Origin of the sequence: Pseudomonas guineae, from assembly GCF_900113745.1 — a bacterium.
Classification (GTDB): Bacteria; Pseudomonadota; Gammaproteobacteria; order Pseudomonadales; family Pseudomonadaceae; genus Aquipseudomonas; species Aquipseudomonas guineae.
In genome coordinates, this window is the sequence record NZ_FOQL01000001.1 from 1,355,019 (window position 1) to 1,368,496 (window position 13,478).

General features: G+C 59.2%; 15 protein-coding genes. 7 read left to right on the plus strand and 8 right to left on the minus strand.

The window, feature by feature from the left end; genetic code table 11:
* Positions 1–113 precede the first annotated feature (113 nt).
* Positions 114–539 carry a glycine zipper domain-containing protein gene (locus BMZ32_RS06155; protein ID WP_090240575.1) on the plus strand — a complete coding sequence of 142 codons (426 nt, stop codon included), beginning with the start codon at positions 114–116 and terminating at the stop codon, positions 537–539.
* 92 nt (positions 540–631) lie between these two features.
* Here BMZ32_RS06155 and BMZ32_RS06160 read toward each other — a convergent pair whose 3' ends face one another.
* The 5 genes from BMZ32_RS06160 to BMZ32_RS06175 all read right to left on the minus strand — a co-directional run bounded on the left by BMZ32_RS06160 (position 632) and on the right by BMZ32_RS06175 (position 5,190).
* Positions 632–1,087: an acyl-CoA thioesterase gene (locus BMZ32_RS06160; protein WP_090240576.1), complete on the minus strand. Its 456-nt coding sequence runs from the start codon at positions 1,085–1,087 to the stop codon at positions 632–634.
* A 101-nt stretch (positions 1,088–1,188) separates the two neighbouring features.
* Complete coding sequence (locus tag BMZ32_RS06165) at positions 1,189–2,352, minus strand: iron-containing alcohol dehydrogenase (protein ID WP_090240578.1); 1,164 nt, start codon at positions 2,350–2,352, stop codon at positions 1,189–1,191.
* Between the two features lie 219 nt (positions 2,353–2,571).
* Positions 2,572–2,742, minus strand: coding sequence for a hypothetical protein (locus tag BMZ32_RS19420; protein WP_167376719.1), 171 nt, complete (start codon positions 2,740–2,742; stop codon positions 2,572–2,574).
* Between the two features lie 179 nt (positions 2,743–2,921).
* Positions 2,922–4,412, minus strand: coding sequence for a flavin-containing monooxygenase (locus tag BMZ32_RS06170; protein ID WP_090240579.1), 1,491 nt, complete (start codon positions 4,410–4,412; stop codon positions 2,922–2,924).
* Between the two features lie 175 nt (positions 4,413–4,587).
* The gene (locus BMZ32_RS06175) at positions 4,588–5,190 is read right to left on the minus strand and encodes a nitroreductase family protein (protein WP_090241568.1); all 603 of its coding nucleotides are present in this window, start codon (positions 5,188–5,190) and stop codon (positions 4,588–4,590) included.
* A gap of 150 nt (positions 5,191–5,340) precedes the next feature.
* Here BMZ32_RS06175 and BMZ32_RS06180 point away from each other — a divergent pair, with 150 nt between their 5' ends.
* The 5 genes from BMZ32_RS06180 to BMZ32_RS06200 all read left to right on the plus strand — a co-directional run bounded on the left by BMZ32_RS06180 (position 5,341) and on the right by BMZ32_RS06200 (position 9,805).
* Positions 5,341–6,279: a class I SAM-dependent methyltransferase gene (locus tag BMZ32_RS06180; RefSeq protein WP_090240582.1), complete on the plus strand. Its 939-nt coding sequence runs from the start codon at positions 5,341–5,343 to the stop codon at positions 6,277–6,279.
* A gap of 69 nt (positions 6,280–6,348) precedes the next feature.
* A complete protein-coding gene (locus tag BMZ32_RS06185) occupies positions 6,349–7,494 on the plus strand; it encodes an ABC transporter permease (RefSeq protein ID WP_090240584.1) in 1,146 nt (381 codons plus the stop codon).
* Entirely contained in the window at positions 7,491–8,279 is a 789-nt protein-coding gene (locus tag BMZ32_RS06190; protein WP_090240586.1) for an ABC transporter ATP-binding protein, read from the plus strand. The genes BMZ32_RS06185 and BMZ32_RS06190 overlap by 4 nt, the downstream gene beginning before the upstream one ends.
* On the plus strand, positions 8,280–9,197 hold the full coding sequence (locus BMZ32_RS06195; protein WP_090240587.1) for an MlaD family protein: 918 nt from the start codon (positions 8,280–8,282) through the stop codon (positions 9,195–9,197).
* A complete protein-coding gene (locus tag BMZ32_RS06200; protein WP_090240589.1) occupies positions 9,194–9,805 on the plus strand; it encodes an ABC-type transport auxiliary lipoprotein family protein in 612 nt (203 codons plus the stop codon). The genes BMZ32_RS06195 and BMZ32_RS06200 overlap by 4 nt, the downstream gene beginning before the upstream one ends.
* Positions 9,806–9,814: 9 nt before the next feature.
* On the opposite strand, the gene BMZ32_RS06205 is transcribed toward BMZ32_RS06200, so the two are convergent.
* From BMZ32_RS06205 to BMZ32_RS19310, 3 genes are read right to left on the minus strand one after another with little or no spacing between them, the layout of a single operon-like run.
* Positions 9,815–11,188, minus strand: a complete 1,374-nt coding sequence (locus tag BMZ32_RS06205; protein ID WP_090240590.1) for a sensor histidine kinase — start codon at positions 11,186–11,188, stop codon at positions 9,815–9,817.
* Positions 11,185–12,237, minus strand: a complete 1,053-nt coding sequence (locus BMZ32_RS06210) for a response regulator (protein WP_090240592.1) — start codon at positions 12,235–12,237, stop codon at positions 11,185–11,187. Before BMZ32_RS06210 ends, BMZ32_RS06205 begins: the two co-directional genes overlap by 4 nt.
* Before the next feature lie 20 nt (positions 12,238–12,257).
* Positions 12,258–12,932, minus strand: a complete 675-nt coding sequence (locus BMZ32_RS19310; RefSeq protein WP_167376720.1) for a putative pterin-binding protein — start codon at positions 12,930–12,932, stop codon at positions 12,258–12,260.
* 281 nt (positions 12,933–13,213) lie between these two features.
* Between BMZ32_RS19310 and BMZ32_RS06220 the strand changes: the two genes are divergently transcribed.
* Complete coding sequence (locus tag BMZ32_RS06220; protein WP_090240594.1) at positions 13,214–13,471, plus strand: Flp family type IVb pilin; 258 nt, start codon at positions 13,214–13,216, stop codon at positions 13,469–13,471.
* The last annotated feature ends 7 nt before the right edge of the window (positions 13,472–13,478 follow it).

The following is a 13,478-nucleotide window of genomic DNA, read 5'->3' on the forward strand; positions in this document are numbered from 1 at the left end:
TAACGCTGCACCTCGGACTTTATAAAAAAGGTCCGAGGTGCGGATGCAGGGCCCGAATACAGCGGGCGTCAATCAAACGCACCGCCTGACCATTTATCGAAGAAGGTTGCCGTATGCGTACATTATGTTCTGCGCTGTTATTCAGTGCCTTGGTCTCACCTCTCGCCTTCGCTGGCGACACAGGCAAGGTGGCCATTGGCGGTGGTATTGGTGGCGCCTTGGGCAACGTGATTGGCCAGCAGGTCGGCGGCAGCACCGGCGCGGCCATTGGTGCCGGCCTAGGCGGCGCTGCCGGTGGCGTGATTACTGCGCGTGACGGTAATAAGACTGAAGCCGCACTGGGTGGCGGTCTGGGCGCCGCCGGTGGTTCGGTATTAGGTAACAAGGTGGGCGGCAGCACGGGCTCGACTATCGGTGCCGGCCTCGGTGGCGCTGCCGGCGGCGCACTGGCCAATGAATACGCCGGCGGCGGTGATCGCGATCGCGGCCACTACCATGGCAATAAACACAAGAAGCATAAGAAGCACAAACATCACTAAGTGATGAACGCTAACAGCAAAAAGCCGCCTAGTAGCGGCTTTTTGCTTGTGTGGGGGCGCTTTAGCCGCGACTGCAGCGTCAAAGCTCGCCGCTAATGCGCAGCCGACACAGTCGGCTCCATCAACAGCACTGTCAGCGCCGCCCGCAGGTTCTCGGGAATACTCACCGGCCGGTTGCTGATGCGATCAACAAAGACATGCACGAAGCGTCCGGCCGCGCAGGCCTCGTCTTCACGCGCTTTGAACACCGCCAACTCGTACTGCACTGAGCTGTTGCCCAGCTTGCCGACGCGCAAGCCAATCTCGATACGTTCGGGAAAGGCAATGGAATCGAAGTAGTCACAGCTCGAACTGACCACAAAGCCGACCACATCACCGCTGTGGATATCCAAGCCCCCGACTTCGATCAGGTAGGTGTTCACCGCACTGTCGAAGAAGCTGTAATAAGTCACGTTGTTCACATGACCATAGACATCATTGTCGTGCCAGCGCGTGGTGATCGGCTGAAGGTGGCGGTAATCGCTGCGCAGGTGCTGGGGTTGGCTCATCAGGAGTCCTTGAAAGGGGCAGGAATACAGAAACATCGCGGCAAAGCCTCTTCCACTGGGCAGAACACACCTGTGGGAAGAGCTTCAGCCGCGAAACAACCTCAGTAAGCCACTTGGTAGATGGCCAGGGCATGAGCCTCGGTCATTTCCCGCGGGTTGTTCACCAGCAGACGCTGCTGCTGCATGGCATCACGGGCCAGAGTTGGCAGCATCTCTTGCGGCACGCCTGCATCGCGTAAGCGCATTGGTAAGCCGCTGCGCTCACTGAAGTCTGCGAGGGCACCGATAAATTGCTCGGTCTGCTGCACCACCCCGCCGGCGCGCAGCTGCTTGCCCACTACCAACGGAGCCAGTTCGGCATACAGCGGTGCGGCCACGCTGGCGTTAAAACCCAGCACATGCGGCAGCACCAGCGCGTTGCTCAGCCCATGAGGGATATGAAAGTGCCCGCCCAGTGGATAGGCCAGTGCATGCACCGCCGCCACCGGCGCGTTGGCAAACGCCTGACCCGCCAGGCAGGAGCCGAGCAGCATAGCCTGGCGCGCCTCGCAGTTAGCGCCGTTGTGCACCACTTCATCAAGGTTGGCGGCGAGTAAGCGCAGGGCCTCACGGGCTAATAGGTCGGACAGCGGATTCTTTTTCAGCGCGCTGGTGTAGGCCTCAATGGCGTGCACCATGGCGTCGATCCCGGTAGCGGCCGTCACTGCTGGCGGCAGGCCTAAGGTCAGCTCGGCGTCCAGCAGCGCTAAATCTGGCAGCAGCAGCGGCGAAACCACACCCATTTTGGTTGTTTCGCCCGTGGTAATAATGGAAATCTGCGTGACTTCAGAACCTGTACCGGCAGTGGTCGGTACCAGAATCAGCGGCAAGCGTTGACCACGGGCATTACCGACGCCGTATATCTGCGCCAGCTCTTGACTGCAATCGGGGTGCGCCAGCAGCGCCACCAGCTTGGCGACATCCATTGAGCTGCCACCGCCAAAGCCGATAATCAGCTGCGCCTTGAGCACTTTGGCCTGCATCACCGCCGCGAGCAGTATGGCCTCCGGTGGATCGGCCACTACCTGATCGAATACCTCGACACTGACACTGGCCGGCGCAAAGCCTGGCAACACCGCGTCGAGCAGGCCCAGCTTGCTGATGCCCGGGTCGGTAACAATCAAAACCCGCTGCGCACCGCGCTCGCGGCAAAGTTCAGCCAAACGCTGGGACGCGCCGATTTCACAAAGAATCTGCGCCGTGGTGGCAAAGCTAAAGGGCAGCATGAGGCTTCCTCTTGTTGTAATAAGTCATGCGGATAGCGTTCATCCTACCCGCCTGAGCTGTCACGTCTCGCTTAATCCATGACCATCATGTTGCCGGATTTAAGGTGTATGCCTAATTCCGCCACTGATCGCCATCGCGCAGGGGTATTGCACCGGTATAAAAAAGCCGCTGCTGATCAGCAATGATCGGCAGCGGCTTAATAAAAGCGAAGGCAGGCGCTAAATCGTGGCATCACCAATCAACATCCCATGCATAACCCTACAACTCTTACGCCCAGATTGCAGGGTCAACGGGTTACGCTCGGCGATTACCCAGCCCTTAGCTAGCAGCATGTCTATATAAGCCCGTAGCTCAGGTAGGTAGCGTTGTTCTTGATTAGACGATTCCATTCCACTCATCCTCTAAAGGCGTCATCTGCAACAACAGCAAGGAACGCTGGGCATTCAGCCGTAAAAACGGCTGAAAATAATAGCGGTTTTATGCCCAGACACAAAGTGAGAAGTGACCACACCTATATAGGTATAACGCACCACCTATTTATAGCGCCTGGCTTACCTTGCTGTTGAGCTTAGACCGCTGTGGCCCTAGCATTAGTTGTACCGACCTGCGGTGAACTGAACGCCAAGTAACCGTCCTCAACCTTGCCGTAACGCAGCAGCGCTAAATCCAATAGGTAGTTCTGGTAGAGCTTCCAGGGTGCACGGTCGCCCTGACTAGGTATTTTGCCAGCCGCACGCTGAATATAGCCGGAGGCCAGATCGAGAAATGGCGCGTTCTTGATCTGCCGCGCCGGATCGCGCGGCGTGCATTGGCGCATACCCGTGGCATCCATATGATTGATCAGGCGGCAGTAATACTCGCTGGAGAGGTCAGCCTTGAGCGTCCAGCTGGCGTTGGTGTAACCCAGTACTACCGCAGCATTGGGCAGATCGCGCAGCATGATGCCGCGATAGCCCATGCTCTTAGCCGCCTCAAAGGGCACACCATCTACCGTTACCTGCATGCCGCCAAACAGCTGCAACTCAAGGCCGGTGGCGCTGATGATCACATCTGCGGGCAGTTCTTCACCGGTTTTCAAGCGGATTCCCTTGGCGGTCAGCCCATCGATATGCTCGGTCACCACTGAGGCCTTGCCTTCTCGAAGCACCGTGAACAAGTCTCCATTGGGTACCACACACACCCGCTCATCCCAAGGTTTGTAGTGTGGGCTGAAATGGCGCATGTCGAAATCTGCGCCGAGTTGGCGCTTGGCCAGGCCCAGCAGCAACTTGCGCACCAGGCTGGGCCAGACCTTAGCAAGGGTGTAGAAAGCCATCTGCATGGCCACATTGCGCGTGCGGGCTAGACGATAGACCCAGGATTCCGGCAGCCAGCGGCGCAGGAAGGCGGAAAGCGGATCGCCCTCAGGCAGGCTCACCACATAGGTTGGCGAGCGCTGCAACATGGTCACATGCTTGGCTTTATCGGTCATCGCCGGCACCAGGGTGACGGCGGTGGCGCCACTGCCGATCACCACCACGTTTTTGCCGCTGTAATCGAAGCTTTCCGGCCACAGCTGCGGGTGGATAAACTCACCCTGGAACTGCTCACGGCCTTTGAATTCAGGGGTGTAGCCCGCCTCATAGCGATAATAACCGGTGCACATTAGCAGGTGCTGGCAGCTCAAATTGATCGGCTCGGCATCATCACCACGCTGCACCTGTAAGGTCCAGGTGGCATGCTCGCTGCACCAGTCAGCCTTGAGTACCTTGTGCTGAAAACGAATCTTTTCCTGAATGCCGTTTTCCCGTGCGGTTTCATCGATATATCGACGGATCGACGAGCCGTCGGCAATCGCCAGCGGGTGGGTCCAGGGTTTGAAGTTGTAGCCGAGGGTGAACATATCTGAATCGGAACGGATGCCCGGATAACGGAACAGGTCCCAGGTGCCGCCCAGGGCCGCGCGGCCTTCGAGGACAGCGAAGCGTTTGCCGGGGCAATGCTTCATCAGGTGATAGGCCGCACCGACGCCAGACAAACCCGCGCCAATGATCAAAACGTCCAAGTGTTCAACAGACATGCGGGCTCCTCGGGCTTCTTTTTATGTATGACTGGCCGATAAGTGTCGGCCAGTCATAGCTGCCAGAGTCGCTGCAAACTACCGCGTTGTCATCTCATCTTTAGGGGTGTGAATAGCCGTAGGCTGATCACAGTGATGACTGACGATGCGTGTAAGACAAGCAGCCTGGGCGCGATCAGAAGCGGTTACGCAGCACCACCTCATTGAATGGCAGCTTGCCGATGCGCGGTTTCGGCTCGAGGCTTTTCTTGCCGACCGCCACCATCAGGGCAATCACATAATTGTCCGGCAGGTTGATCAGCTTGGCCACGGCAGCAAAATCGAAACCATCCATCGGGCAGGAATCCAAGCCTTTGCCGCGTGCGGCCAGCATCAGCGTTTGCGCCGTCAGGCCACAGCTGCGCATGGTTTCGTCGCGTTGCACCTGGGGCTTGTCGCGGTAATAGGTGTCGATAGCGCCGGTCATGTAATTCTGCACGTCCTCAGGCGCACCTTCCCAGACGCGACCGACATTCTGCTGCCAGCTGTCGACTTGCGCGCAGACCACCACCAGCATCGACGCATCCGTGACCTGCGCCTGACCCCAAGCCACTTCACGCAGTTGCTGACGCAGGGCCGGGTCGCTGACCTCAACCAGGCGCACATGCTGCAGGTTAAACGCCGAAGGCGCATGCAACGCCAACTGCAGCAGCTCGTCCTTATCCGCCTCACTGAGGGCGAATGCAGGGTCATAACCTTTGACGGCGCGGCGGCTGCGAATGGCTTCATCAATATGCATGGGAGTACCTTCAGGGCAGTTAAGAAAGGCAGCCATGCTAGGCACTGTGTCGGGGCAATGCCAAACGCCTTTACCGATAACAATCATCGACACAGGCGATCCTGCGCGACGGCCTGTTAACATTCGTACCCCGCTAGAATGACCATGCCCATGACTCCAGCCGCTCTCGCCATCCTGCAGCAACACCTGATGACCGCCCTAAATACTGCGCCCCAAGAAACCCGCCGCCTGTTCCATGGCCGTGGTCGCTGCTGGCCAGGGCTGGAGCAGGTCACCGTGGATTGGCTACAAGGCGTGCTGCTGGTGGCGCTGTTCAAACCGGTGAGTGATGACGAACTGCAGGCGCTGCAGGCCCTGCTGCTGGCGCTCAGCCAAACCACTGCGTGGCAACAGAGTGGCGCGCACAGTCTGTTGCTGCAGCAACGCTATCTGCCCGAAAGCCCCACCCAATGGTTACTCGGCGAGCCCATGGAGCACTGGGACATCCACGAGCACGGCCTGCATTACCGGCTCGATCTGGGCCGCAAGCAGAACACCGGACTGTTTCTCGACATGCGCTACGGCCGCCAATGGGTGCAGGCGCAATCGGCGGGCAAACGCGTGCTCAATCTGTTTGCCTACACCTGCGGCTTTTCAGTGGCGGCGTTGGCCGGCGGCGCGCAGCAGGTGGTTAACCTGGACATGGCCAAAGCCGCGCTCAGCCGGGGTCGGGATAACCACCGGCTGAATCAGCATGAGTTGAGCCAGGTGGTGTTTCTCGGTCATGACCTGTTCAAGTCCTGGGGCAAGGTGGCCAAGTACGGCCCCTATGACCTGATCATTATCGACCCGCCGTCCTTCCAGCGCGGCAGCTTTGTACTGAGCAAGGACTATCCGAAAGTCCTGCGCCGCCTGCCCGACTTGCTCAGCGATAACGGCCTGGTGTTGGCCTGCAGCAACGAGCCGGAAATTGGTCCGGGCTATCTGATTCAGGCCATGGGCCAAGAAGCACCCAGCCTGCAGTTCAGCGAACGCCTGAGCAACCCGCCAGAATTTCCCGACAGCCAGCCGGACAGCGCACTCAAAGCGCTGGTATTTCGCCAAGGCTAAGCGTGCGTAGGCATGCAGCCTAGCGGCATCAGGTGGGCGTAACGCCGACGACAAGGTTAAGCTGTGCCCATGAGTACAGCCCCGTTTATGACTCCGCTTGAATCCAATCGCACGGATGCGCCCGCTGGCTTGCGCATCGGTGGCGACTGGACGCTGGCGCATTACGCCCGCCTAGAAGCTGAGGTGCTGACGCAGCGCGACACCCTGGGCAGCACCGCCAGCGTCGACCTGCAAGAACTCGGCGCACTCGATACCGCCGGCGCCGCCCTGCTGGTGGAGTTACTCGGTAGCCAGCGCTTGGCGAAATTGGCCAAGGATGCACCGGGCTTGGCCAGCGAACGTCGTGCGCTGTTGCAGGCCGTCGGTAACGCCATCGCCGAGGCTGGGGATGCCGCGCCGGTCAAACGCATCGCGGCCTGGCGCGAATTCTTCGGCCAAATCGGCCAGTCCCTGGAAGAGCTTTGCCAGCAAGGCATGGCGCTGCTTGGCTTTATCGGCATGACCCTGACGGCAATGGCCGCCATCACTCTGCGACCGAAGCGCTGGCGTATCACCTCGCTGGTCGCGCACCTGCAACAGAGCGGCCTGAATGCCGTGCCCATCGTTGCCCTACTGACCTTTCTGGTCGGCGCTGTGGTGGCCTTTCTCGGCGCCACGGTGCTGGCGGACTTTGGCGCGAGCATCTACACCGTCGACTTGGTGGCGTTCTCCTTCCTGCGCGAATTTGGTGTGCTGCTCACCGCCATCTTGATAGCCGGCCGAACGGCCAGTGCTTTTACTGCGCAAATTGGCTCGATGAAGGCCAACGAGGAAATCGACGCCATCCGCACCCTAGGCCTCGACCCGCTGGAGCTGCTGGTGCTGCCACGGGTATTTGCCTTACTGATCGCCCTGCCGATCCTGACCTTTATTGCCATGCTCAGCGGCATTCTCGGCGGCGCAGTGGTGTGCGCCCTGAGCCTGGATATTTCCCCGGCCATGTACCTGGCCATGCTGCAGGAAAATATCGCCCTCAAACACTTTCTGGTCGGCATGGCCAAAGCGCCAGTGTTTGCCTTCCTGATCGCCGTAATCGGCTGCTTGGAAGGTTTCAAAGTCACCGGCAGCGCACAATCGGTCGGTGAGCGCACCACCTCCAGCGTGGTCCAATCGATTTTTGTGGTGATCGTGATCGACGCCCTCGCCGCGCTATTTTTGATGGAGATGGGCTGGTGACAGACGAAGCCATTATCGAAGTGCGCCAGCTGGTTAATCGTTTCGGCAGCCAGACCGTGCATCAAGACTTGGACCTGGACCTCTATCGCGGTGAAGTACTGGGTGTGGTCGGCGGTTCGGGCACCGGCAAGTCGGTGCTGCTGCGCAGCATTCTCGGCCTGCGCCGCGCTAACGCCGGCAGTGTGCGGGTGTTCGATGAAGAACTGCTGAGCCTGCCGCCCGAACGGCGCTCACAGCTGGAACGGCGTTTCGGCGTGCTCTATCAACGCGGCGCGCTGTTTTCCTCGCTGACCGTGACCGAGAACATCGCCCTGCCGTTGATCGAGCACGCGAACCTCAACCGCGCAGCTGCCGAGCGCCTGGCTCAGGTTAAGTTGGCACTGGTCGGCCTACCGCGCGACGCCGGCGACAAATACCCGACCGAGCTGTCCGGCGGCATGATCAAGCGCGCGGCCCTGGCCCGCGCACTGGCGCTGGAGCCGGAGATTCTATTTCTCGACGAGCCCACCGCCGGGCTTGATCCGATTGGTGCCGCGGCCTTCGATCAGTTGATTTTGACCCTGCGCGATGCGCTGGGTCTCAGCGTGTTTTTGGTCACCCACGATCTCGACACGCTCTACACCATCTGCGACCGGGTCGCGGTGCTGGCAGAAAAACGCGTACTGGTGGCCGACCGCCTGGACGTCGTAGCCGCCACCGACAACCCTTGGATTCACCAGTACTTTCACGGGCCGCGCGGGCGCGCAGCCGAACAGGCGGCCAGCGGCGCGCCAGGGAGAAACTAAATGGAACCGCGTGCTCACCACGTGTTGATTGGCCTGTTTACCGTATTAATGGCGGCAGCCGGGCTGGGCTTTGCCCTGTGGCTGAGCAACGCCGGATCGGATCAGGAACTGCGCGACTATGACGTGATTTTCAACGAGGCCGTCAGCGGCCTGTCTAAAGGCAGCGTGGTGCAATATAGCGGCATCAAGGTTGGCGACGTGATCAGCCTGCGCCTTGACCCGCAAGATCCGCGCAAGGTACGCGCACATATCCGGGTCGACGCCAATACGCCGATCAAGCAAGACACCCGCGCCCGCTTGTCGATTACCGGGATTACCGGCGCGGCGCTGATCCAGTTACACGGCGGCACCCCGGAGAGCCCGATACTCGAAAGCCAGAACAACAAACGCGCAGAAATCATCGCCGACCCCTCGCCACTGTCGCGGTTGATGGCTAACGGTGAAGACCTGGTCGTCAGCGTCACGCGCCTGCTCGACCGCGCCAACCAGCTGTTCTCCAGTGACAATATCGGGCGTATTACCCGCACCCTAGAAAATATCGAGCAAACCAGCGCGAGCGTTGCTGCACAGCGCGATGAACTACGCCAGGCCCTGCAGCAGATGAGCAAAGCCAGCCAGGAAGCCGCCGACCTGATGCAAAACGCCAACCAACTGCTCAGCGGCCAGGGCCGCGAGGCCATGGACAGCGCCAGCCGTCTGATGGCCTCGCTGGAGCGCAGCAGCAACACTGTCGAACAGTTATTAGTAGACAACCGCAGCGCGCTAGACGGCGGCCTGCAGGGCATTGGCGAACTGAGCCCGACCATTGCCGAGCTGCGCGAAACCCTCAGCAGCCTGCGCTCCTTCGCCCGCCGCCTGGAGGAAGACCCGGCCGGCTACCTGCTGCGCAGCGACACCATCAAGGAGTTTCAACCATGAGCCGCTTCCGCCTGTTCGCCACCCTGTTGCTGCTTGGCAGCCTGGCCGCCTGCTCGGTATTGCCGAAAAGCCAGGTGTTAAGCACCTACCGCCTGCCTGCCACCAACCTGCCCCGCCATGAAGCCAGCGTCGACTGGGCGCTGCGGGTGAACACGCCGTACAGCAGCCAATTGCTCGACAGCACGCGGATTGCGGTACTGCCGCCCGGCGATCAGATCAGTGTCTATCAGGGCGTACGCTGGAGTGACCGCGCGCCGCTGCTGCTGCGCGACCGGCTGATCGATGCCTTCCTCGATGACGGCCGCCTCAAAGCAGTCAGCAGTGATAGCGCACGCCTACAGGCTGACCTTGAACTGAACGGAGACCTGCGCGCCTTTAACAGCGAATACCAGAACGGCCAGCCGGTCACGCGCATCCTGTTCGAAGCGCGACTGGTTCAAAGTGGCACGCGACGCATCCTCGCCAGCCACCGATTCAGCGTCAGCCAAACGGCCAACGACACCTCGGTGCCAGCCGTAGTCGACGCCTTCGGTCAGGCCAGCGACCAACTGGCCCGCGAGGTGCTGGAATGGACCTTAGAACAAGGCCAAGCAGCACAAAGGCCCTAACCCCAGAACCTAGGACGGCAAAAGCGCTGATTCAGTAGTGCTCACGGGCAGTGCCAAGGTAAAACACGCGCCGCCCTGCTCGGTATTACGCACGGTCAAACTACCGCCATGCCAGTGTGCAAGCGTTTGCGCTATCGAAAGGCCCAAGCCGACTCCGACGCTGTTCTGGGTTTGCTCACCCCGATAAAAACGCTCGAATACACGCGCCAACTCACCCTCAGCGATCCCTTGCCCGTAGTCGCGCACATGGCAATACAAGGTGCCCTCAGCCACCTCAACCGCCACGTCTATTGGCAGCCCAGCAGGGCTGTATTTGTCGGCATTGGACAACAGGTTATTAAGAATTTCCACGCACCACATACGGTCACAGTCGACCCACAGCGCGGCCTCGCCCTGAGCTACAGCCAGACCACTCAACTCAATAGAGCGCGAAACTGGTAACTCAGTGAAACGCTCCAATGCGTCTACAACCACTTCTCGCCAATCACAACGGCGCAACTCCAGAGAGGCCAGATCACCGCTACTAACCAGATCCTCATCCAATCGCAACCCCTCGAGTACACGCCCTATAAGCTGATTGAGCTGGTAAACCGACTTGCGAATGCGCAGAGAGCGATCACTCACATTTTGCACCTGTCCATCGTTATGGAACTGCCGCAGCAGACGCTGCGCACTTGAGTCAATTACCGCCAACGGCGTGCGCAATTGATGCGACATCAATGAAACGAAGTCGCGATAACGCAGCTTGTTCGCCCGCTCCTGCTGTAATGCCTCAAGCAACTCACGGGTTTTCGCATGTTGCCGGGCAATTTCTACATAACTGGCGTTGGCGCGCCTCTGGCTGCTCAGTAATTGCCAGCCCAGCAAGGTGCCTGCAAGCAATACGCCCAGCACGGCAAGCATGACCTGCACCATCAATGTGCGGTGAGCATCACGCCGCGCACCGGCGATATCACGCTCAGATAGCATCACCTTATTACCGACCTGCTGTATCAGCTTCTGCACGCCGCCATAGTCCAGCTGCGACTGCTCAAGCATGCTCACCGCACGCTGCAACTCTGACAAAACCCCCGCCCGCTTCATGTAGTCGTATTGCCCACCACTGGTGAGCATCTTTAGCCGGGCCTTGAGCAGGTTGCGATGCAAAACTTGCGCGGCATGACTGGCCGCAGTAGGTGAAATCAGTGCTGCCTGGTGCAGCATGCCTCCTTGATAAACCGCCTGGCTTAATGCCCACACCATGTTCTCGCCAACATCAGTACTCAACTCCACCTGCAAGCGCTGTAGCTTGTAGAGCGTATAGCCGAGTAGCACGACAAAACAGAGCACGGCAGCTACCGCCGCCCATTGCAGCCGCTGTCGACTTTGAGCTTCCAGACTCATGGCGTTAGGGCCACCGCACCGGACAAATCCGGCAGCGCCCAACCGGCGCTCAGCACCAGAGCGACCAGATCCGCTTGACGCGTCACTGCGGTTTTCGAGAATAGATTACGCAAGTGGAACGCCACCGTACTGGCTGAGACTCCCAACGCAAGCGCCACCTCATCCGTGCGCTGCCCTTGCGCCAACAACAAGGCAACCCGCGCCTCAGTTGGCGTCAGGGCGAAGATCAGGCGCAATGTCTCCAACTCTGGCAACGAACGACTTTGCGCACAGGACACAAACACCGCCAACAGATTGTCGGTCGAGTCAGTCAGCGCCTGCACCTCCGAAGTCAAGCTCAACACACTGATAAACACCGCACCTGCGTGACTGTAGCGCTCGAGTGCCAGCACCCGACGCTCGCCGGAAGCAGCAGCACTCAGCTCTGTGGCGTACTGCTGAAAGGTCTGCAAAGAGCCAGGTGTGATGTCCAACCAGCACAGTCGCCCACGGCTGTCCTGCGTCCAAACGCCCTCATCCTGCGCCAAGCGCTGCGCCATCGGGTTGGCGTACAACAACTGTCCCGCGGAGTCACACAACAACACCGCGCCCGGCAGCTGGGCGAAGATGCTTTGCAGACGCTCACGAAAACTGCCTTGGCGGCTTAGCGAATAGCCATTCAACCGCTTGACCTGTGCAAGCCGCGAACTGACGGTAGCAAGCAGCATGTCGTAATCGACAGGTTTGACCAGGTAGTCGTCGACGCCTATGCGCTTGGCGTCCAGCAAGGCACTGCGCTGCCCCAGCGCCGTAAGGAAGATAAACGGCAGATCTGCCAAGTCAGTCCGCTGCTCACGAATGTAGTGGTAAATAAAATAACCGTCCCGCGCACTGTCACCACCGAGCATGACATCACACAGCACCAAATCAGGGCGCTGCTGCTCCAGCAGTAGCAATGCCTCATCAGCCGAGTGTGCAGCGATGACCTGGTAACCGGCAGCATTCAATTCTTCAACCAGGTCAGCCAATAGCGTGACTTCATCTTCAATGCACAAAATACAGGCTGACATAGGAGCGTTCTGCCTCTTCCTTAAGGTTTAACGGTGATGCTGTTCAACATCCAAGCCCAGCGATGATCGAAGCGCGAATCCTGCAATGCAGCATGGTCGTCGCGAGGATAAACGACCCACAGAGGGCCATAGTCGAGCAACGAAAGTGCAGTGCCATCCATGCTATGGGCGATGATCACATCCCAACTCAGATAATCCTCCAGACTGACTGTTATCTCGTAGTCATCCAGCGTCCGCAGCGTCACAGTCGTCGTGGCGCCCAGCTCAACATCCAACAGCGCCAGTACATCGCGCACCAGCGGCCCCTCAAACACCTTGGTTCCTTCCAGCCAGGCTGCAGTGGTGGTAATCCGCTGCTGAGGCAATGCCAGAAGCTGCTCCTGAGTCAGTTCGAGCGTTTGCCCATCTGCGTGAAGGGTCAAAAGTGGGGCCGTCGCCCCCTCGTCCAAGGCTGCGGACACGGCCCCGAAAGGCGACACGCACAGGACAAAAATCAGTGAAAATCGGCGAAAAGCAGATGAAATAGCAGCAAAAAAACAACTAATTCGATTTTTAGTTGATCGAAAATTACTCAACCAAAACATACTCCCCCCAGGAAATAAATGCAGTGTTGTAACGCGCATGGCGCGATGACCACAGCCGGTATTGGCTTGGCTTAAGCGGGCCGAGAGTAACGCATTATTGTTGCGCGACAACTCGACTACGGCATGACATGCGCAAAAAACATGCCGCACGATAAGCCCGCGCGCACCCCAACACACCATCTTTGCCGAACCTATCTGAACAGGGGGGGCGCTCTATGTCGGCCTACGTTACTGTCAAAAACCGACGCGGGACTGCAACTTTTCGAGACCAAGAAAGTCGCGCAACTATCGGCCGCTGATAGCACTTGCCCGTCAATAACGAGCAGGCGCTTATCGCGCTTACTTGTACTTATAAACATCACACGACTCTGCAGAGTCCCGAGGGCAATTCCATGTCGATCAAATCGCGTACCCGTCAGCTTGGCCAAGGCATGACTGAATACATCATCATCGTGGCCCTGATCGCGATCTCCGCCATCGTGGTTTACAACCTGTTCGGCAGCACCGTGCGCGAGCAGGTCGGCGACATGGCGGCTGAGCTGGGTGGCGGCGAAGCGAAAAGCACCGCAGCGGCTACCGGCGCTTCAGCCCAAGGCGCCGCCGAGACCAAGCACAACCTGAGCAACTTCAAGCAAGAAGAGCGCAAGTAAGCGCGGC